Origin of the sequence: Nocardiopsis sp. NPDC049922 (genome assembly GCF_040660275.1) — a bacterium.
Classification (GTDB): Bacteria; Actinomycetota; Actinomycetes; order Streptosporangiales; family Streptosporangiaceae; genus Nocardiopsis.
Map to the genome: position 1 here is coordinate 185,426 of NZ_JBFAME010000010.1, position 19,817 is coordinate 205,242.

At 68.3% G+C, this 19,817-nt stretch carries 22 protein-coding genes; 11 read left to right on the forward strand and 11 right to left on the reverse strand.

Features of this window, described 5'->3' with window-relative positions; all coding sequences use genetic code 11:
* Positions 1 to 13 precede the first annotated feature (13 nt).
* Genes AB0I72_RS20055 through AB0I72_RS20075 form a run of 5 tightly spaced genes read left to right on the forward strand, consistent with a single transcriptional unit; the run spans position 14 to position 8,666 of the window.
* Complete coding sequence (locus AB0I72_RS20055; protein WP_358570696.1) at positions 14 to 3,790, forward strand: phage tail tape measure protein; 3,777 nt, start codon at positions 14 to 16, stop codon at positions 3,788 to 3,790.
* Positions 3,791 to 3,802: 12 nt separating this feature from the next.
* Positions 3,803 to 5,032 (forward strand): hypothetical protein, encoded by a 1,230-nt coding sequence (locus AB0I72_RS20060; protein WP_358570698.1) that lies wholly within the window; start codon positions 3,803 to 3,805, stop codon positions 5,030 to 5,032.
* 3 nt (positions 5,033 to 5,035) lie between these two features.
* Entirely contained in the window at positions 5,036 to 6,196 is a 1,161-nt protein-coding gene (locus tag AB0I72_RS20065; RefSeq protein WP_358570701.1) for a siphovirus ReqiPepy6 Gp37-like family protein, read from the forward strand.
* A 3-nt stretch (positions 6,197 to 6,199) separates the two neighbouring features.
* On the forward strand, positions 6,200 to 7,123 hold the full coding sequence (locus AB0I72_RS20070) for a hypothetical protein (RefSeq protein ID WP_358570704.1): 924 nt from the start codon (positions 6,200 to 6,202) through the stop codon (positions 7,121 to 7,123).
* 1 nt (position 7,124) lies between these two features.
* Complete coding sequence (locus AB0I72_RS20075) at positions 7,125 to 8,666, forward strand: SGNH/GDSL hydrolase family protein (RefSeq protein ID WP_358570707.1); 1,542 nt, start codon at positions 7,125 to 7,127, stop codon at positions 8,664 to 8,666.
* A 301-nt stretch (positions 8,667 to 8,967) separates the two neighbouring features.
* Here AB0I72_RS20075 and AB0I72_RS20080 read toward each other — a convergent pair whose 3' ends face one another.
* Entirely contained in the window at positions 8,968 to 10,734 is a 1,767-nt protein-coding gene (locus AB0I72_RS20080; RefSeq protein ID WP_358570710.1) for a pentapeptide repeat-containing protein, read from the reverse strand.
* Positions 10,735 to 10,908: 174 nt separating this feature from the next.
* Here AB0I72_RS20080 and AB0I72_RS20085 point away from each other — a divergent pair, with 174 nt between their 5' ends.
* The 4 genes from AB0I72_RS20085 (at position 10,909) to AB0I72_RS20100 (ending at position 12,992) form a co-directional block, all read left to right on the forward strand.
* On the forward strand, positions 10,909 to 11,160 hold the full coding sequence (locus tag AB0I72_RS20085; RefSeq protein WP_358570713.1) for a hypothetical protein: 252 nt from the start codon (positions 10,909 to 10,911) through the stop codon (positions 11,158 to 11,160).
* A gap of 32 nt (positions 11,161 to 11,192) precedes the next feature.
* The gene (locus AB0I72_RS20090) at positions 11,193 to 11,387 is read left to right on the forward strand and encodes a hypothetical protein (RefSeq protein WP_358570716.1); all 195 of its coding nucleotides are present in this window, start codon (positions 11,193 to 11,195) and stop codon (positions 11,385 to 11,387) included.
* Positions 11,388 to 11,471: 84 nt separating this feature from the next.
* Positions 11,472 to 11,804 carry a hypothetical protein gene (locus AB0I72_RS20095; protein ID WP_358570718.1) on the forward strand — a complete coding sequence of 111 codons (333 nt, stop codon included), beginning with the start codon at positions 11,472 to 11,474 and terminating at the stop codon, positions 11,802 to 11,804.
* Between the two features lie 12 nt (positions 11,805 to 11,816).
* Positions 11,817 to 12,992, forward strand: a complete 1,176-nt coding sequence (locus AB0I72_RS20100) for an N-acetylmuramoyl-L-alanine amidase (RefSeq protein ID WP_358570852.1) — start codon at positions 11,817 to 11,819, stop codon at positions 12,990 to 12,992.
* A gap of 184 nt (positions 12,993 to 13,176) precedes the next feature.
* Here the strand turns inward: AB0I72_RS20100 and AB0I72_RS20105 are convergent, their stop codons facing one another.
* From AB0I72_RS20105 to AB0I72_RS20150, 10 genes are all read right to left on the reverse strand, one after another.
* A complete protein-coding gene (locus AB0I72_RS20105) occupies positions 13,177 to 13,899 on the reverse strand; it encodes a DUF3800 domain-containing protein (RefSeq protein ID WP_358570721.1) in 723 nt (240 codons plus the stop codon).
* A 196-nt stretch (positions 13,900 to 14,095) separates the two neighbouring features.
* Positions 14,096 to 14,620, reverse strand: coding sequence for a GNAT family N-acetyltransferase (locus AB0I72_RS20110; RefSeq protein WP_358570724.1), 525 nt, complete (start codon positions 14,618 to 14,620; stop codon positions 14,096 to 14,098).
* Between the two features lie 15 nt (positions 14,621 to 14,635).
* Positions 14,636 to 16,198 carry an asparagine synthase-related protein gene (locus AB0I72_RS20115; protein WP_358570727.1) on the reverse strand — a complete coding sequence of 521 codons (1,563 nt, stop codon included), beginning with the start codon at positions 16,196 to 16,198 and terminating at the stop codon, positions 14,636 to 14,638.
* 54 nt (positions 16,199 to 16,252) lie between these two features.
* A complete protein-coding gene (locus tag AB0I72_RS20120) occupies positions 16,253 to 16,411 on the reverse strand; it encodes a hypothetical protein (protein ID WP_358570730.1) in 159 nt (52 codons plus the stop codon).
* A 243-nt stretch (positions 16,412 to 16,654) separates the two neighbouring features.
* Entirely contained in the window at positions 16,655 to 16,933 is a 279-nt protein-coding gene (locus tag AB0I72_RS20125; protein WP_358570733.1) for a hypothetical protein, read from the reverse strand.
* A 93-nt stretch (positions 16,934 to 17,026) separates the two neighbouring features.
* On the reverse strand, positions 17,027 to 17,170 hold the full coding sequence (locus tag AB0I72_RS20130) for a hypothetical protein (RefSeq protein ID WP_358570736.1): 144 nt from the start codon (positions 17,168 to 17,170) through the stop codon (positions 17,027 to 17,029).
* 71 nt (positions 17,171 to 17,241) lie between these two features.
* Complete coding sequence (locus tag AB0I72_RS20135; RefSeq protein WP_358570739.1) at positions 17,242 to 17,808, reverse strand: hypothetical protein; 567 nt, start codon at positions 17,806 to 17,808, stop codon at positions 17,242 to 17,244.
* Positions 17,805 to 18,056: a hypothetical protein gene (locus AB0I72_RS20140; RefSeq protein WP_358570742.1), complete on the reverse strand. Its 252-nt coding sequence runs from the start codon at positions 18,054 to 18,056 to the stop codon at positions 17,805 to 17,807. The genes AB0I72_RS20135 and AB0I72_RS20140 overlap by 4 nt, the downstream gene beginning before the upstream one ends.
* Positions 18,053 to 18,205 (reverse strand): hypothetical protein, encoded by a 153-nt coding sequence (locus AB0I72_RS20145; RefSeq protein WP_358570745.1) that lies wholly within the window; start codon positions 18,203 to 18,205, stop codon positions 18,053 to 18,055. The genes AB0I72_RS20140 and AB0I72_RS20145 overlap by 4 nt, the downstream gene beginning before the upstream one ends.
* Positions 18,202 to 18,594: a hypothetical protein gene (locus tag AB0I72_RS20150; RefSeq protein WP_358570747.1), complete on the reverse strand. Its 393-nt coding sequence runs from the start codon at positions 18,592 to 18,594 to the stop codon at positions 18,202 to 18,204. The genes AB0I72_RS20145 and AB0I72_RS20150 overlap by 4 nt, the downstream gene beginning before the upstream one ends.
* Positions 18,595 to 18,765: 171 nt before the next feature.
* Here AB0I72_RS20150 and AB0I72_RS20155 point away from each other — a divergent pair, with 171 nt between their 5' ends.
* Positions 18,766 to 19,617, forward strand: a complete 852-nt coding sequence (locus tag AB0I72_RS20155; protein ID WP_358570750.1) for a helix-turn-helix transcriptional regulator — start codon at positions 18,766 to 18,768, stop codon at positions 19,615 to 19,617.
* A gap of 15 nt (positions 19,618 to 19,632) precedes the next feature.
* Positions 19,633 to 19,809: a DUF397 domain-containing protein gene (locus tag AB0I72_RS20160; RefSeq protein ID WP_358570855.1), complete on the forward strand. Its 177-nt coding sequence runs from the start codon at positions 19,633 to 19,635 to the stop codon at positions 19,807 to 19,809.
* The last annotated feature ends 8 nt before the right edge of the window (positions 19,810 to 19,817 follow it).

Sequence of the window (19,817 nt, forward strand, 5' to 3'; positions counted from 1 at the left end):
CGGGGGGTGGCCTGTGTCCAACGTCGGCTACGCCACCCTCCAGGTCATCCCGTCCATGCGCGGGGTGTCCGACGAACTGCGCCAGCAGCTCGTCCAACCCGCTGGGGATGCAGGAGAGCGCGCAGGTAAGGCTGCCGGGAGCGGGCTCAAGGACAAGATCCGCGCGGGCGCCGCCGCGGCCGGAGTCGTTGCCGGGGCCGTGCTCGTCACGGGGATCACCGACGCCCTCGGCCGCATGGACGCGGGCAACCTGCTGCAGGCCCAACTCGGCACCACCGGCCCGGTCGCCGAACGGCACGGCCGTCTCGCCGGGGAGCTGTACGCCGAAGGCGTCACCGCCACCTTCGAGGACGCCGCCGCAGCGATCCGCGCGGTGGTGCAGTCCGGGCTGGCACCGCCAGACGCCACCAACGCCCAGCTCGAAGAGATCGCCACCAAGGCGTCCGACGTCGCCACGGTGTTCGAGCAGGACCTAGGCGGCGTCACCAACGCCGTGTCCCAGATGCTTCGCACCGGCCTCGCGGGCAGCGCGGACGAGGCGTTCGACCTGCTCAGCGCTGGCTTCCAGGACGGGGTCGACAAGGGCGAGGACTTCCTCGACACGATCAACGAGTACGGCGTCCAGTTCCAGAAGGCGGGCCTGGACGGGGCCACCGCCATCGGTCTGCTCAACCAGGCCATCGACGCGGGTGCGCCGTCCGCCGACAAGGCGGCCGACGCCATCAAGGAATTTTCCATCCGGGCGGTCGACGGCAGCGACCTAACCCAGGAGGGGTTCGAGGCGCTCGGCCTGTCGGCGTCGGAGATGGCTGCCCAGTTCGGGGAAGGCGGAGCGTCCGCGTCCGCAGCCCTGGACACCACCCTGGACCGGCTCCGTGACATCGAGGACCCGGTCAAGCAGGCGGAGATCGCCACCGCCCTGTTCGGGACCCAAGCCGAGGATCTCGGTGCCGCGTTGTTCGCCATGGACCCGTCCACGGCCGCGCAGGAGCTGGGGGAGTTCGGAGGCGCGGCCGAGCAGGTCGGCGAGACCATCCGCACTGGGCCCTCCCACGAGCTGGAGGTGTTCAAGCGCGGGCTCCAGGGTGAGCTGGTCACCGCCCTGGGCAATGCCGCGACGTGGTTCAACCAGGCGGACCCCGCTGCGCAGAAGTTCGCCTTGGGGCTCGCCGCCGTGGCGGTCGCCGCCGGGCCGCTGTCGTTCGTCGCCTCGGGTATCACCCGCGTCGGTGGCGCGGCCGTCGGCGCGGTCGCCGGGACCGCCCGGTTCACCGGCGGGCTCATCCGTGGGTCGGCCGCCCTGGGCGAGAACGCCAGTCGGGCCGCCCGTGCCGGCGCGGCCGTGCGGACTTTCGGTGGCGCGGTCGGGCGGGGCGTCAGCGGGACCGCCGGGCTCATCCGCACCTTGGCGCTGGTCGGCACCGAGTACACCAAGATCGGCGTGAAGGCCGGGCTGGCCCGTGCCCGCATCCTCGCGGTGTCCGCCGCGCAGAAGCTCGCCGCGGCCGGGTCGTTCCTCAAGACCCTCGCCCTCGTCGCGGTCGAATACACCAAGATCGCCGTCCGCGCCGTCGCCGCCCGTGCCGCGATCCTCGGGCAGGCCATCGTGCAGCGCGCGATCGCCGTCGCCACCGGGATCTGGACGGCCGCGCAGTGGGCATTGAATTTGGCGATGAGCGCTAACCCATTAGGGCTCATCGTTATCGCGATTATCGCCGTCATTGCAGCCATTGTGCTTCTCTGGCGAAATTCGGAGACCTTCCGTTCGATCGTCACCGGTGCCTTTAACGCTGTCTGGTCGGCCATCAAGTTCGTCTGGTCGTGGGTGAAGTCGAATTGGCCGCTCCTGCTCGCGATTATCACCGGGCCGATCGGGATCGCGATCGGGCTCGTGATCCGCTACTGGGACCAGATCAAGGCCGCCACGCTCGCAGCCTGGCAGTGGGTGAAGTCGTCGATCGGAGCTGTGGTCGACTGGCTGGTTTGGCTCTTCCTGAACTTCACCCCGGTCGGGCTGATCATCCAGCACTGGGACAAGTTGAAGGCCGCCACCGCAGCGGCTTGGCGGTGGCTGCGCATAACCGTGTCCGCCCTCTGGCGGGGCCTGGTCAACTGGGTGGTCAGCCGTACCCTGAGCCTGCGAGACCGCGTTGTCGGAGCCGTGACCGGGTTGAGAGACCGGTCTGTTGCGCTGGTCGCCAAGGCCCGTGACTGGGTCGTTGCGCGGGCGACCGAGTTGCGCGACCGGACTGTGGCGCGTGTGGCCGGATTGCGCGATCGGGCCGTGGCGGTCCTGACCGCGCTCCGAGACCGGGGCGTGGCCATCGCCTCCGCGCTGCGTGACTGGGTGGTCGCCCGTGCGCAGCAGCTCCGTGACCGCGTGGTCGGCGCGGCCGACACGCTGCGCTCCAAGGTGATCTCCGCGTTCGAGCGCGCCCGCGACGGCGTGGACAAAGCCTGGTCGAAACTGCAGGACGTCGCGAAAGCCCCCGTTCGGTTCCTGATTCAGACGGTGTACAACCGTGGAATTGTCGGCCTCTGGAACAAGGTGGCCGCGAAAGTCCCGGGCATTAACGAGCTTTCGGAAATGAACCTTCCGCGCGGGTTCCGGAAGGGTGGCATCCTTCCCGGATATTCGACGTGGCGGCAGGGCGACGATCAGTTCATCCGCGCCCGCAAGGGCGAGGGCATCGCTATCAGTGAGGCCATGCGCGTGCCCGCGTTGCGCTCGGAATTGCTCATGTGGAACGCGGTCGGCGTACGCGGCGGTGTCGGCGCACTGCGGCGATACGCCCAGGACCGGCGCGCCCGAGTAGTCACCTCCCCGCGCGCCATCGCTGCGGGGCAGCCGCCCATCGACGGGTTCGCTGTCGGCGGCATCGTGGGCGAGTGGATCGGCAGCGCCTGGGACTCCATCGTCGGCAAGCTCAAGGACTGGGCGACCGCCCCCTTGAACCGCCTGCGCGACCGGATGAAGGACCGTTACGGCGGCGGCCAGGACTTCCCCGGCATCCCCTACCGGATGGTGGTCGGGATCCGCGAGAAGATCCTGAGCCGACTGGGCAGAGCGGACTCCGACTACGCGGCGTCCATGGCTGGAGGAGCCGACGACTGGGTGGGACTGGCGTCCGCGTCGGCCCGCCTGCGCCGCGCGGCCCGGTTCGCTCGCAGCCAGCACGGCGACCCGTATGTGTGGGGCGGCGCGGGACCGCACGGGTTCGACTGCAGTGGTTTAACGGGGAGCGTGGAGAACCGCATCAGGGGCGTCGGACCCTATTTCAGGCGATACAGCACGCATGCCTTCCAGGGCAACAGCGCCCCGCCTGGATGGGTGCGCGGACTCCGCTCTCCCTACGAGGTCGGGATCACCCACAGCGGTGTCGGCCACACGGCGGGCACGCTCATGGGCGTCCACATCGAAAGCCGCGGCGGCCGTGGCGTGATCGTCGGACGGGGAGCACGCGGCGCCAACGACCGGCTGTTCTCGACCAGGTACGGGTTCCGCCCCGTGGTGGGCGACTCCACCGCAGGCGGCGGCAACTCGTTCTTCTACGACAGCGGAGGCTACGCCCAGCCCGGAGTCACCTCCCTGATCAACGGCACCCGCCGCCCGGAACCGGTACTCACTCACCGCCAGTGGTCGGACATCTCCACTCTCGCTGGGCGGGGGGCCGAGCGGTCGGGTGACACCTACAACCTGTACCCGCGCACGTTGGACATGACGGTGCACGACCTGGAGGTCCTGCAGCGCCGCCAGGAGGCGCGTGCCCGAGTCAGACGCCCACGGTAGGGAGGTCGAGCTGTGCCGATCATCGCGGGCGACCACTCGGGCGGGGCGCTGTTGCCCGACGTCGGGTTCGCCACGGCCGTGTACATGGACCCCAGCGGGCAGGTGTGGCCGCTCACCGACACCCTGCGCGGCTGGTTCACCCTCGCCGACGGGGTGTCCGGGCTCGGTGCAGCCCCTTATGACCTGACCACGGACGCTCACCCGCGCGGCGGTGTGCGGCTGCGGCACGCCCAGCCACAAGCCCGCACTGTGGTGTGGCCGATCCACGTCTACGGCCAGGATCACACCGAGTTCATCGGCAGGTGGCGGGCGCTGGTGAAGGCGTTCACCGACACCCTGCGGCGCGGCCCCGGCCTGCTGGAGATCGCTCGGCCCGACGGCACCCGCCGCCGCATCGCCGTCTACTACAGCCAGGGCTTCGACGGGCAGGGCGAGCAGGGCACAGGCATCGTCTCCGACAGCGCTGTTCTGTCCCTGCTGTGCGAAGACCCGTACTGGATCGACTCGGTACCGCTCACTGAACACCGCGAGCACGGCACGGGGGAGGACTTCCTCCAGCCCTACCCGTCGGTGTCCTCCGGCCAGGTGCTCGGCTCCACCACGCTGGCCAACCCGGGTGACGTGGTGGCCTGGCCGCAGTGGACGATCACCGGCCCCGCCTCCCTGGTGACCTTCACCCAGAACGACACCGGGGAGTCCTTCACCGTCGACCCGGCCGCGATCGGGGGGAGCCTGCTCGCCCATGAGCAGGTGACCGTGTCCACCGACCCACCTCGGGTGCGCAAGCTGAGCGTGGAGCAGCAGACCATCAACCTCGGTGCGGCGACGGCCGGGACCATCACCATCACCGCGTTCGGTGAGACCACCGTGCCCATCACCTACGACGCCGACGCCGCGACGGTACAGACCGCCCTCGAAGGGCTCGTCGCCGTCGACCCCGACGAGGTACTGGTGACCGGTGGCCCACTGCCCGCCACCATCACCCTGGCCTTCGTCGGCCGGTACGTGGGTGTGGACGTCGACGAGGTGCTGGTCACCCCCACCGGGCTGACCGGAGGCACCGTCACCGTCGCCACCACAGTGGACGGCGGCACCGCCAACTGGGTCGGAGCCCTGGACTGGCCCGGGGCGGAACTGTGGCCGCTGCAGCCCGGCCCCAACCGGGCCACCTTCCAGCTCGACGGGTCCGGGCCCGGGTCCGCCGTCGACCTGGCGGCGTCCGCCCGCTACGAGACGGCCTGACCGATGACCATCAGCCTGCTGATCACCGACCAGGACCTGGTCGTTCAAGGCGACCCCATCGACGGGTGGACCGACCTCGACTCGACCTTGCGGTTCAACGAACCCGCCAGCGGCAACGTCGACCTGCCCGCCCGCCCCGAGGTGATGGCGCAACTCCAGCCCGGCAACCGGATCGTCGTCATCCGCGACCGCGCCGTGTGGTGCGCGGGCCCTCTGGAGATCCCCCAAGACTACGCCTGGAGCGTGGGCGACTCGGCCGAGCCCGACCCCGGCAAGGTCACCGTGTCCTTCTCCGACGACCTCGCCCGAATCGCCGGATACATCACCTGGCCCGACCCTGCCCTGGCCTGGTCCGCGCAGCCCGCCACCGGCACCTGGCAGGTCACCACCACCAACGCAGAGACCATCATCCGGCAGGTGGTCGACGCCAACTGCGGGCCGTCCGCGCGCGCGGAACGCCGCATCCCCCACCTGGCTCTGGCACCCGTGGCCGGGGTCGGCACCACCACGACCCTCACCACCCGGTTCGAGGGCCTGCTGGCCGCGGCCCGCCGCGCCGCCCTCAACGGCGGCCAGCTCGGGTTCCGCACCCACCAGGTCGACGACCAGATCCTGTTCGAGGTGTACGCGCCGGCCGACCTCACCGCGACGGCCCGGTTCTCGCGGGGGCTCGGCAACCTCCGCAGCGTCCAGTACAAGCAGTCCGCCCCGTCGGTCACCCACGCCCTGGTCGCCGGGGGAGAAGACACCAGCCGCGTGTTCGTGGAAGTCGCCGACACGGCCGCCGCAGCGGAGTGGTGGCGGGTGGAGGCGTTCGTCGACCAGTCCAGCACCGCCGACGACACCAACGGCGAGCTGACCGCAGCGGGCAACGAGCAGTTGGCGGGCGGGGCGGCCCCTGTGGAGTTGGCCACCGTCACCGTCGATACCCCCGACCTGCGGGCGGGCGTTGATTTCGGGCTCGGCGACCGGGTGACCGTCGAGCTGCCGACCGGGCTGGAGGTCACCGACGTCGTCCGGTCCATCCACCTGCAGGCCACCCCGAACGGAGGCGAGTACGTGTCCTCCCTCATCGGGTCGGCCGAGGCCACCTCCGACCCGGCGACCGTACGTCTCATCCGTGACCTGGGCCGACGGCTCGGACGACTGGAAGCGAGCAGGTGAATCATGGCGCAGAACTCCTGGCCGTCCCCGGCCCACAACTCCCGCAACGTCACCGACGCCGAATACGAGGCGCTGGCCGCGCGGTTCTCCGATGACGGCGTGCTCGGTGACCCCGGCGACACCGCCGTGGTCACCGCAGGCACCGGCCTGCAAGTGCTCGTCCGAGCCACCAAGTACGCTAGCCTGCGCGGGCACGCCTGGACGTCGGGCACCGTCGACGACCCCCTCACCATCAACGGCAACGCCTCCGGATCCACCCGCACCGACCGTGTAGTGCTCCGCCTGGACCGCTCCACCTGGGACGTGCGCGCCGTCGTCAAGGACGGCACCCCCGGAGCGGGCGCACCCGCGCTCACCCAGGACCCGGGCGACACCGGCGTGTACGAGATCCCATTGGCCCGAGTGATCGTCCCCGACAGCGCCTCGTCGGTGACCGTCACCCGCGAGGAACTGTACGTCGGCACCCGCATTCGCCCAGTCGACAGTGCCACCCCCAACCCGTTCCCCGGACTGGGTGAGATCCAGTACGAGCGCGACACCGGCCGGTGGCGAGGATGGGACGGCAGCGCCCGCCGCACCCTGTACGAGGACAGCGGCGAGGTAGCGCTCGGGCCCGGCTTCTCTACCTGGGAGCCCAGCGCGGACAACGTCGGCCGCCTCCACAACGGCGTAGTGACCCTGCGCATCGCGGTCCGACGCGCCAACAGCACATTCAGCGTCACCGACCCCGACGGATCCAAACTCGGCACCGTCCCCTCCGCGCTGCGCCCCCTCAGCCGGTACCACTACGCCACGGGCCACTTCACCTCCGGTGCCACAGCCCGAGTCGAGGTACGCACCGACGGCGAAATCTGGGCTCGGTACCCCAGCGAGTCCATTCCTCCAGGTCGCACTCTCGGCCTGACCATGACCTACGTGAGGTGGTGAGATGGCCCGGCACCGGTTCGGCGGCACCGCCGACTACGTGATCACCCTCGGGACCGACAACGCGGCGACCCTGCAGCCAGCGTCCACAGTCACCTGCTGGAACCAGTCGACAGGCGGAATGCAGTACACCGACCTCACTGATATCGACGGTTCCACCCCCATCCCCGGCGGCGAACTGACCGCAGACGCCGTCGGAGCAGTCCCCGAGTTCTACGGCCCCGACGGTGTCCGGTCCCTCTACTTGGACGCGAACTCGGGGGCCGGGCCGCGGCGGCGCGCCCTGGCCATCGACATCGGAGAGGACCTGACAACCACCGAGACCGGGCTCGCCGACCACGAGAGCCAGGCCAACCCGCACATGACGGCGCTGGCCAATCTGATCGACGCCGCAGCAGACCCGGCGACCGCCGACGTCAAGGGAGGTGGGGTCCTCACCTACGATCTCGACACCGCCTCCTGGAGACCAGACGGATCCACGGCCGCGCTCATGGGCTGGCACGCGGCCTTGGCCGACCGCCACTACGCCCGCGCCAACATCGTGGCCTTGGGCGACAGCATCACCGAGGGGCAGGGCGCAACGGATTTCGCGCACACATGGCCCGCGAGGCTCCGAGATCTGCTGCGCGCTCGGTTCCCTACCGCCGGGGTGACGGGCGGCCGGGGGTTCATCGGCGCGGCCTCCAGCGGCACCCTGTCCTACACCTGGCCCGCCACTATCACCGGCAGCCCATCCGTGGACACCGGATGGGGGCCGAAGAGGCACACGCCGTTCCTGGATGGTGACGGAACCCCCGACCTGATCACCTACAGCAACCTGCAGGGCACCTCAGTGGACATCCTGTGGGGTCGCTCCTCCCTCAGCGGCACGTTTCGGTACCGGGTCGACGGCGGGACGTGGACGTCCGTGGACACCTCCGGCTCCGACCAGGACGGGCAACTCACCCGCGTCACCCTCGGGACCTCCGGGCCACACACCCTGGAGATCGAGGCGGTCACCGCGACCTTCAAGCAGATCGTTGCCGGAGTGGTGGAGTACGACGGCGACGAGAGCGCGGGAATCACCGTGCACGACGCTTCCCACTTCGGATGGGACAGCACCACCTGGGCCACGTCGACCGACGCAGAAAAATGGCCCTCAGCCATCGGCGCTCTCGAACCGGGCTTGGTCGTGGTCATGCTCGGCGCGAACGACCAGTGGGCGGGGACCGACCCAGCGACGTTCCGCACCAACGTCGCGTCCCTCATCTCCGCGCTGCGCGGCGCGACCCTGGCCCCAGTCCCGCACCCACCCATCCTGATCGCGATGCACGCAGCACGCGGAGACGGCCCCTTCACCCACCCCTGGGCCGACTACGTCGCCGAGGCACACGCACTCGCCCGAACCGACCCCTTGGTCGCCGTCGCCGACCTCACCCTCGGGCCACGCTTCCCCGACCAGGCCGACAGCCCCAACTGGGGCCTGTACGCCGACGCTGTCCATCTGTCCGACCGGGGCCTGTCCTATGTCGCGGACCGGCTCGCCGACATCCTGTCCCCACGATGAAGTACTGACGAGCAAGAACTGACCATGCCTGTGAGTCACGGAAACGTGAATCACGGTTCTGATACTGATCTTGTGATGCGGTGACAGCCCGTTACGCGTTAGGTCAAGGACTCGGGTTTAACGAGGACCAAACGGGGTTCTCACGCAGCCCAGAATTACGGGCCTCGTGACCCTTAGTGGTTAGACCACAAGATCAGTGTCAGAGCCTGAGTAACTCAGTGTGACTGTACACGGGAAGGATGGCCCCTGCAGTGGAATGTTCAACCGTGCCATGAGTTTCACTCACTCATAGGTGAAGCGTTCAATCCGGAGGTCTAGGGTCTTCCGATTCTCCATTTTGGTTATTGGTTCCCTGTTGTTGCTCGGGTCGAATTACCGCTCCATGTTCTCCTTTGTCAATTGCTTCTTGCAGTCCTGTAGGGGGTGGCTCGAAAACGGCATCGGTGAAGTCCACTGTTCCGCTGGTGAATCGAGCATTGGTGAAGTCCACTGTTCCGCTGGCGAATCGGGCGTTTGTGAAGTCTACCGTGCCGCCGATGAAGTTGTCGCCAGTGAACAAAGCTGTAGTTCTGGTGAAGTTAGTGCTGCTAAAATCAATCATTCCTCCGATGTATTCGACGAGGAAGAAGTCTGCCATGCTGTCGGTGAATCGGGCTTCTCTGAAGTCCAGCGTGCCACTGAAGCACTTTGCAGCCATGAATTTCGCTATAGCTTGGGTGAAGTTAGTGTTGCGAAAGTCTACAGTGCCTCCGAAGAACTCGGCACCCCTGAAGTCTGCTGTGGCGCCAGTGAAACGAGCTTTTCTGAACTTCGCTGTAGTGGAAAAGAGGCCGATGTTTTGGAATTTCACCGTTCCGCCAGTAAATCGTGCTCCTGTGAAGTCCGCTGTTGTTTCGCTGAAGTTGGCGCCCGTGAAGTCCGTCGTAGTGTAAAGGAAGTTGGTTTCTGTGAAGTCCGCTGTTGTTTCGCTGAAGTTGGCGCCTGTGAAGTCTGCTGTGGTGTGAAGGAATCTGGCACCTGTGAAGTCCGCTGCGCTGGCGGAGAAGTCGGTGTTTGTGAAATCCACCAGGTCGCCGGAGAACCAGGCATTGCGGAAGGATACTGGACTGCTCGTGAACCGGGCGTTTGTGAAGTCCACTTTGCTGCCAAAGAATTTCGCGCCGTTCAGGTCGCCACCATCAAAGACCACACGGGTGAAGTCATACTTCATGCGGCACCATTTAGTGCCATCGCGTAGGTGGTTTCCGATGATGTGGATGACTGTGTGGCGAACCTCCCGGAATGAGGAGAACTCAAGATCACGTCTGTGATGTTCGGCGGCCTGTTCGTCGTTGGTGTCCTCGGAGCGAGGTCCGGGTGCGGCTGCGTAAGGTATGCGCAGGTAGGCGCATAGCACGTCAATCACCATTTGCACCAGATCATCGCGGTCGTCTGGTGCGTCATCGGCCAAGCGTGCCAGGGCGTGTACCCCTCCCAGTCGTACTGCGGCGTGTTCCTCACCAAGTTGTCTCACAGCGGTTGTGAACCGTTCGGTGAAAAGCTTGGTAGCCTCTCGCTCTTCACGTTCCTCTGTCGACTTCTGGCGGCGGTAGGCAATGACCAGTAGCGCTGCACCACCTAGCCCAGCAACTATCGCGAATACGCGTGCAGTTACCACGTCCAGCAGCATCCGGGTCGTCATCCTTGGCGGTCGCATCCAGGCTGGGGTGTCCATCGCCCACCACACACCCGCAACCAAGGTGACCACCAGAGCGATCACCGTCGCCCATGCCGCGAAGATCAGAGGGCCTAGCTTCGCTCGCTCTACCCAAGTGGACGATGACACGCGAGCGACCGCGAGGACGATCAAGATCACGCCAAGAGAAGCTACGACGACATCCCCGGCTTGGTTGCGCAACCAGAGCCAGGACCAGGCGGTACCGGCCAGCGGGTAACCACCCCCAATCAAGAGGATGCCCCCCATGATGAATATCAGCACACTGATTGCCAATCGGTGTGGGTGTTCTCGCTTCAGTTTGCTCAGGTGGGCCCGCAGGGTGGTTCGGTTGGGCCGGTCTGGGGTGGCCATAGATCTGCACGTTACTCAACACGTACAGCACTTCCAATGTGACGCGCTGTGTGATTTGTTGTTCGGCTGTCTGCATCTCTGCATGCCCTCGGCAACCTGAGTGACGAATTGTCACCACACCTGAGACCAGCGCCAGAACTTGTTCCCACGCTCGTCAACAGCGAGGAGTCACGTATGACGCTCACCCTGATCCTGACCATCGGAGGCGCTGCAGGCGCACTCCTCACCATCGGTGCGCTCATCCGCGCCGCGTGGCGGGCAAACCGCCGCATCGTCCGCATCGCGAACGCGGTCGACGAGCTGGTCCCCAACGGCGGCAACTCCATCAAGGACCAGGTCACCCGCATCGAAGGGCAGATCACCACCCTGACGAAACGGTTCGACGACCACCTCGCCGACCATCGCACCCGCGGGGTCGACCGGTGACCGGGCTGGAAGTGCCGCCCTGGATGTGGCTCGTGCCAGTGAGCACGTTCGCCGTGCTGGAGGCGTGGGCACTGCTGAACCGGTCCGAGCGCGAGGACACCCTGTCCGCCGTCATCCGCCGCCTGGCTGGTATTCGGCCGCGTCGCCCCTGGAGGCCGGTCGGCATCGCCGTCATCGCCACGTTCTGCACCTGGCTGGCCGTCCACCTGATCACCGGCCTGATCTGACCGCACCCCCTCATGCGCGCACTTGAGCGCGTACCCGCCCGCCGCCCAGTGAGGCGGCCCCTTTCATTGCCCGAGGAGGGCACCATGACCGACTACCTGCTCACCGTGTACGGACGTGTCCGACACCTGCTGCGCTTCCGCCGCAACCCGGCCCTCTACCTGGCCGTCGGCCTGGTCGCCGTGCTCACGGGCTGGCGGGTCGCCAACGGGATGCCCGTCGAGGACGTCTTCACCGAGCACTACGTGGAGTCCATGCTGATCCTCGCCACCGGGGTCATTACCCGCCTGCAGGTGTGGTCCCCCGACAGCGTGGAAGACCTGATCGCGGCCCGCGAGTCCTACCCGGAACCGGAGGACACCGTCGAGTTCGACCCCCGCCTGGCCACGCCGCCGGACGAGGGCACCCGCGAGGGCTGACCCGTGGACGTGATGCAGCTCCTGGTCGCGCTCACGACCGTCCCGGTGATGCTCGGCCTCGTCATCGAGTCCGCCTCCACCGTCGGTATCCCGACCGTGATCGGGTCCTCGGGTCGTCCACGGTCCGGCCGGGTCGTCCACTACAACGGCGGGCCGCTCACCTGGGGGTCGCACGCCAACTGCCGTGCCCAGGTCCGGCAGATGCACGCCTACCACCGTGCGCGCGGATGGGCGGGGATCGGCTACCACCTGCTCATCTGCTACCACGGCACCGTGCTCACCGGCCGCGGAATCTACCGCGTCGGCGCGCACGCTCCCGGGGCCAACACCAGCCACGTCGGTGTCCAGTTCATGCTCGGGGGGTCGCAGCGTCCATCGGCTTCTCAACTCGCCGCGTTCGTCGCCCTGGCCGCCTGGCTGGCTGGGCGCGGCGTCCGCGCCTCGGTCACCGGTCACCGCGACTGGGTGTCCACCTCCTGCCCGGGGGACAACCTGTACCGCCGCGTCCGTTCCGGCGACTGGGGCAACGGCGACAGCGGAGACGGCCCGGCACCCGCACCGACCTTCTCCTACTGGACGGTGGCGGGTGTGCGGGTACCGACCGGCAACCCGTGGCTGCTGCGCGGCATGCGGGGCACCCCGGTCCTGCGCCTGCAGGAGGCCCTGCTCAAGTGGCGGCCGTCGCTGCTCCCGAAGTACGGGGCGGACGGGGGCTTCGGTCCGGAGACTGAGGCTGCGGTCAAGGCCATGCAGCGGGCCATGGGCATCAGCGTGGACGGCGTGTACGGGACCGAGTCGGCGGCCGAGCTGCGCCGAGCCCTGTCCTCGGCCAAGCCGCCGTCGAAGCCGCAGCCGGACCGGCTCGTCGTCGACGGGCGTCTGGGAGAGCTGACCGCCAAGGCCGTGCAGCGCGCCCTGGACGTCAAGGCCGACGGGGTGTGGGGGCCGGTCACCGTCCGCGCGATGCAGCTCCGGTGCGGGCTGCGCGGGCGCGCGGTCGACGGCATTCTGGGGCCGCAGACCACCCGCGCAGTGCAGCGCTGGTGCGGTCTCACGGGCCGGGCGGTGGACGGCGTCTGGCCATCCATCCGGGCCGTGTCCACCAGGGGCCTTGTCACCTTCAACGGCACAGTGGTCTCCGAGACTACGAAGGCCCTGCAGAGGACGGTGAACAACGGCCGGTTCTGACACTCGATGTACGCAGTGGCAGCGAAGATCTCCCTGGGGGACACATCAGGGTTCCCTGGGGGACACTGACATACCTTCTTGCTATCCTCGGGGTCAGGACGAGGTTTTCAGGGCGGAGAGCCCTGGGATCGTGATCCGGTGAGCCTTAGGCCCCGCCTTCTCAGGAGGCGGGGCCTTCGTGCATCTACGGGCACCACGTGTTCTGGTGCACGACCTTCGGCTTGATGCGGTCCCAGAGCATCTGGTTTGCGCGCAATGCCCGTTCGTCCATTGTGTGACCCTTCAGCTTCCGGCTTTGCTCTGAGCAGCGTCGACGGTGCAGGAAGGCGATCAGGTCGGCTGCCTGCACAAGGCGGCTTGCCCGGGAGGGAGCGAAGTGCATCGTGTCCACGATGTGAGTGATCTGGGTCGCTCGGTAACCCCAGGTCCCCACCTTTTGGTACTCACCTAGCTCACGCCGGTACTGGTCCTGCTTTGAGATCTCGTCAGAGATCAGCAGCGCAAGCTCGTCCTGCCTTGCCGCGCACTCGTTCACCCGCTCGATGAGATGGGTCAGGACTACGGAATGGGGATGATGAGCGTTGGTGTAGCGCCGCTTCAACCTGATCACGTCGACACCTCGAATGACGATCTTCACGTCGTGGTCGGCGATGGCTTGGAACGCGGCGTTGTAGACACCGATTCTCACCCGAGGCTTCTTCTCCAGGTGTGTCCACTCGGCCTTTGCCTGGAAAAGATCATGGCCATGAAGCTCAGCAGTCGTGCTGACCTCATGGTCGACGGCAGCTTTGGCGACCACCGCGTCCAGGGCGTCGGTCAAGGAGATGGCCTCCCTCTCGGGCACCATCAGCGCGGCGATGTAGTAGGCATCTGACGAGTAGCTCTCGTCAACGTAGGTCAGCAGCACCCTCTTAGGCTACGACGTTCCCTGCAGCAAGTGACCTTTTCCACAGGCTTGTGGATAAGCGACTACTGCAGGAGCCGATGAACACGGGCCGTTTCTGATCGGTCGGTGCCGACGACTGTTTTCGATCCGTCCCAAGGACGGACGCACGGAGCCCCACCTCCCGAAAGAGGGGTGGGGCTCCTTCGTCATGCCGGGGTCAGGCGGCAGCGTTCTCTGTCACCCCGAGCCGGGCGAGGTCGAGGTGTTCCGCGCGGCGTGCGAGCAGGTACAGATGCCCGGCGTTCCGGTCCTGCTCCTTGACCAGGGTGAACCCCTGGGTCTCGTAGTACTTGACCAGTTCGGGGAAGAAGCACCCCCGCCGCACCCACTGGCGGCCCTGCCGTGCCGCCTGGTCGACCGCCCACAGGGCGATCAGCGTGCCGGGCTTGTGCTCCCGGTAGGCGGGGTCGGTCACGGTCGTGAACAGGTACAGGCTCGGCTCGGCGGCCTCCTCGGACGTCCAGTCCTTCGGCGGTGCGTGCGTCGTCACCGTCGTGCACCCCACGATCCGATCCTCGGCTTCGAGCACCCGCATGAACCCGGCCCCGGCCTGCCCGGCGAGGTCGTCGACGTTCGCACGCCAGGACTCCAGCCCCTGCTGCTCCATCCAGTCGCAGCGCGCGGTGATCATCGACGCGACTCCGGGGGTGTCGGCCTCGGTGGCGGGACGCATGGTGAACACGGGTGTGGTCCTCTCTCAGCGCAGGAAGGCGGTGGCGGACAGATGCAGGCTCAGGACCTCAAGGATCTTCGCGTCCTGCTCCTCGGCGTAGGTCCCCGGATCCAGCCGCGCGACCGACCGGCGCAGACCGTCCGGGTCCACCAAGCCCTCCTCGAACAGCACCGAGCCCTCGGCCAGCATACGAGCGAACAGCTTCGGCGCGTGGGTGGTCAGGGACGCTTCGATGACCTCGGCGAAGGATTCTCGCTCGACCGGGTGCACCACGTCCTCGCTCATGCCGAGCGCCGCCAGGCGGCACCGCTGGAGCTGCTTGAACTCCCGCCACGCGTAGGGGAGCTGCTCGCCGAGTGCGACCATGCCCGAGTCCGCGAACGGGTGTACCGGCCACAGTCCGTGCCTCAGCAGGACGGGGGCGGTGGTCTCCAGGGAGAGCAGGGTCATGGAGTTGACCAGCGCCGGGGGTGCGATCCCGTCGTCGGCGAACTCCAGCACGCTCCGGGCGCGCGGCCCGACCCAGGGCAGGATCTGGGCGTCGGTGATCTCACCGAGCCCCTTGTGGGGCTCCTCCTCCTGAGTGAGGGCGACCATCTCGTCCCCACCCAGACCGGTCACCACAGTGCGGACCCCGGCCGCGGCGACCACGCGCGCCATCTCAACGAACGGCACGTGCAGGGGCTCCTCGGTGGGGGAGACCACGTGGCCGTTGACCCAGGGGCAGCCGGGCGAGAGCGGGAGGTGTCGCATGGCGTCGATGACGATGTCGGTGTCGGCGAACGCCACCCGGGAGCGCATCTCGGCGCGGCGTCGGATCTGCTGCCCGCGCCCCGGGCCGCCGATCAACAGGGTGGCCGTGGGGAACCGGTCGGGGTGCCGCTCGGCCGCGCGGGTGGCCACGGTGCCCGAGTCGAAACCTCCGGTCAGGTGGAACAGGGTGATGCCCTCCGCCCAGGGGCGGCGGTCCATCGCCGTGTCCATGGTCGCGATGAACGCGCCCAGGACGTCGGCGTCCGGTGCCAACTCGCGGGGGACGCAGTGCAGTGCGGGCTCGGGGTAGGTGATCCACAGGGACCCGCCGAAGTGCGCGACCGCGCGCTCGGTGAGCCGATGCACACCCCGGTACAGGGTCTCCGACGAGTACCGGGGCCGGTAGATCAGCAGCCGGGCGGCCTCCTTGGGGTTGATGCCGGTGGCGTGGCCGCGCAGGTCGGCCATGTCCCAGGAACCGAACAGGGTCGTGTCGTCGGCGGCTAGGTACAGGGGGGTGGTCCGGGCCGACCCGGCGGTGACACGCACCGGCCGCCCCGGTTCGGTCTCCATGAGCACGTAGTCGGTCGGCCAGCCGATGACGGTGCCGAGCGCCTGGTCGTACTCGGCGGGGGTGAGGTCGCGGACACCGGGGTCGCAGGCCGGGCGGTCGGCGACGCGCTCGCGGACCACGAGCAGGGTCCGGTGTCCGTCGGTCGCGGCCAAGTGCTCCACCATCGGGTGGTCGAAGGGCTCGACCCTGCTGCGCTGGTCGAGGGTGCTGTAGCACGCCCCGGACCAGTGCCAGGTCGGATTCTCGCTGTAAGGGGTCAACTGCAATCGCAACATGGGGGCTGCTCCAGGGCGTGCGTTCAGCGGATCAGGTGACTAGACGGCGGTGGTGTCGTAGGTGTGCGCGGCGTCGCTGCTGCCCGCGCACTTCTTGTACTCGTGGCTCTGCTCGGCGCTCTGCACGACCGAGCGCGCGGCCGTGGTGAACAGGCCGGTCGGTGGTGCCGCGCTCGGCGGCGGCATGAAGTCGCTCAACGTTCTCTCCTTCGGGTTGCGTTGGTGGAGGGTGCCAGAGGGCTTATCCCCTTTGGCGTGCCGTCCCCTCATCGGGAGGAGGCGGCCCCGCACGGCCGGGCAGGAAGGGCAGCTTGGACGCCCGACCGTGCGGGAGTCTCGTGAGGGGCGGGGTGTGGTGGGGCCACCGGCTCTCCCCAGTCCGGTGACCCCACCGGGGTCGGTCACGCGCCCCCCTCGTGTGTGCGTGACCTCCATGAGGGTCTACGGGGCGTCGGCGAGGTCGACCGCGTCCAGGACCGCCATCGCCAGCGCACGGTCCGCGCCCGCGATGGTGAGCAGCGCGGAGAACTGCCGCGCCTGGTCGGTGTCCAGCGCCAGGCGGATCTTCTTAGGGCCGACGGTCGCGGCCGTGACCACCTCGGTGGCCTGCGGGGGACCGGTCCACGGGTCGTCGCGGAGCAGGCTCACGGTCACCCCCGTGCGGGTGGCCACCTCGCGCTCGTGACGCAAGGTCGTGTCCTGGGTGCGGTGGTCGCTCATGCACCACCGGGGGCACAGGTCGGGCATCGTCGGCCTTCGTTCGTTGTCGTTCGGATGGGCCCGCACGCCCGGGGTCCCGGGGCGCGCGGAGGTCTAGTCGTCGGGGTAGCTACCGGTGACCCCGCCCAGCGCGGGCAGGTCGGTGCCGAGCCCCAGACGCATGGCACGCGCCCTCTGGTAGTCGGATTCGGAGTCCGGGGGCGGTGGTGCCTTCGGGGTGTCGTCGGCGTCGTCCACGGGGCCTCTCCTTCGGTGAGGGGGTGGGGCCCGCGCACCCGGGGGACGGTCACCGGGTGCGCGGGAGCCTGTCAGGTACCCGGATCGGCCTCGATCACCTCGGCCGCGTCGGTGAGGGCCGACGCCACGTCGCCGTCCCTGCGGGTCGCGGTGAGGAGCACGGCCAGCGCCCGAGCCTGCACGGCGGAGAGCTGGAGCTGGGCCGTCTTGGGGTCGGCCCACGTGGTGACGCAGACATGGGGGCAGCCCGGCGGCCCCGAGACCGGGTCGTCCTGTTCGACGTAGACGGTCACCGGGTGGCCGGTCTCGTCGTGCAGGAGCCGGATGTGGTGGGCGACGTCGGACGAGGGGTCCATGGCGTGGTCGTTCTCGCACCACGCGGGGCAGGCGGACATGGGCGGGGCCTTCCGGGGACAGGGGAGCTGTTCGAGGGGCGAGACCCAGCGGACCGGGTGAAGCCGCTCCTGGGCGGTGCGGCAGACCCGCAGGTGGGGGCCGAGCATCGCCCCGTACACCTCGTGGCCCTCGATGTCCGAACCCAGGTGGTGGATCGGGATGCCGAACTGGTGAGCCCACCGCTTGAGCGCGATAGGGGTCTTGGTTTCGCGCACCTCGAACACGGTGCGAGGCAGGCTCATGACCGGCGCACCTCCCGCATCCGGGCTCGACTCAGCTCGTCGGCGGCTTCCACGGCCAGGTCGGCCAGGCGCTCCAGCGCGGCGATGCGCTCGTCCGGGCGGCCCGTGCGGACGGCCCTCGGGGTGACGTCGATGTAGCACCCGGCGATGACCAGGGACGTCGCGGACCCGTCGACGAGGTCGCGGGCGAGCCGGACATCGGCCTCGGTCAGGTCGGTCACGGTGACCACGGTCGTTGCGTGCGTCATCGGAGGACCTCCCGAAGGACTTGGTGGGCGTCCCGCACGAGCGGGAACACCGTCGCGGCGGAGTCGAACCACATGGCCGACAGGTCGGGGAGGAAGAGGCGGAGCCGTGCGGCGCGGCGGCGCTTCGGAGTCGGCGTCGGGGGGTTCACACTTCCACCCCCGTGTGCTGCCGCTGGCGGACGGTGGTGGCCAGCTCCCCGGGGTCGGGGTCCGGGAGTGGGGTGGAGATGTCCCACAGGACGGCGATGCCCAGCCGGTCGCGGTCTTCGGTGCGGCGGCGGCGCTCCTCCTCCCAGGCCCGGTAGTAGGGGCGGACCGGGGTCTCATCGAGGACGGACAGGTGCCACGTGGGGGCGGAGAGCGGTGCGGTCCACCTCGGGGGGTGGGTGTCGGGGACGCGCCGGGCGATGCGGCGGGGCGGCTGCGGCCGGGAGTGCCGGCGTCCGGGAGAGGGCTGGGGCGGGCGGGCGTGGCGGCCCTGCGCGGGCGGGGCCAGCATGCGCCGCAGCGATGCGAGGAACAGGATCAGGTAGCGCACAGGCGCACCTCCTGGAGCGAAGGCCCATCAGGGCCACTACTGGGTTAGGTATGGTCCATCTAAAACGGTGAATCACCGATTTTCAAGCCCGTGCAGTGAATCGGCCCCTGTGAAAGAGAGACGGTGAATCGGACATTGGCCCCAAGACGCTCACGCCCATACCATCGACGCATGCCCGAATCCGCAGGTGACTTCAGCCCGACCATCCGCCGCCGCAGGCTCTCCGAGGAGCTGAAACAGCTCCGGGCTGCGGCCGGGCTCACCCTTGAGCAAGCAGCGAAGAAGCTCGAATGGAGCAGGGCCAAAATCGCCAACATCGAGACCGGAAAGAGGCTGCGCCCCTACGTCACGGACATCGCGCTCCTCCTGGACGTCTACGGCGTCACCGACGAGAAGCGGCGGGAAGCGCTGTTCGAGCTGACCCGCCAGTCCCGCATCAAGGGATGGTGGACCCGCTACAGCGACTTCGCAGGTGCCTACTTCGGATTCGAGGCCGAAGCATCATCCATCGCCACATACCAGGTGGGTGCCATCCCCGGGCTCCTCCAGACATCGGAGTACGCGACCGCATCCGCGCGGGCCGCTCTCACCCTCCCCGAGGACGCTGAGCGGATCGTGGACGCCCGCATGCGTCGTCAGCGCATCCTCGACCGTGAGACCCCGCCACGACTGTGGACGATCATCGACGAGGCCACCCTCGCGCGCCCCGCGACCGCCACTGACCCCGAGGTGATGCGCGGCCAACTCCGGCACCTGGTGGCCATGACCGAGCACCCGAACATCACTGTCCAGGTGCTCCCGTTCTCCACCGGCCTGCACGCGGGAACGGGCGGGCCGTTCGTGCTGCTGGACTTCCCCAACCCCTTGGACCGGCCCATCGTGTACCTGGAGACACGACACGATGGGCTCTACCTGGAGGACCCGGAGCAGATCGCGGATTATCGCGACGTCCTGGACCACCTCCAGGGCACAGCTCTGTCTCCGGCAGAGTCCGTGCATTACCTGACACGACTCATCGACTAGGACCAACCCGTGTACCTGACCCAGCCCTTGACCTTCCGCAAGTCGTCGTACAGCACCACCGCGCAGGAGTGCGTCGAGGTCGCCGACGTGCCCGGCGCGTCCGCCGTCCGGGACTCTACACAGCCGGAACTCGGCCACCTCGCCTTCCCGTCCACCGAGTGGACGGCGTTCTTGGAGACCGCGCAGCTCTGACCTGGGCG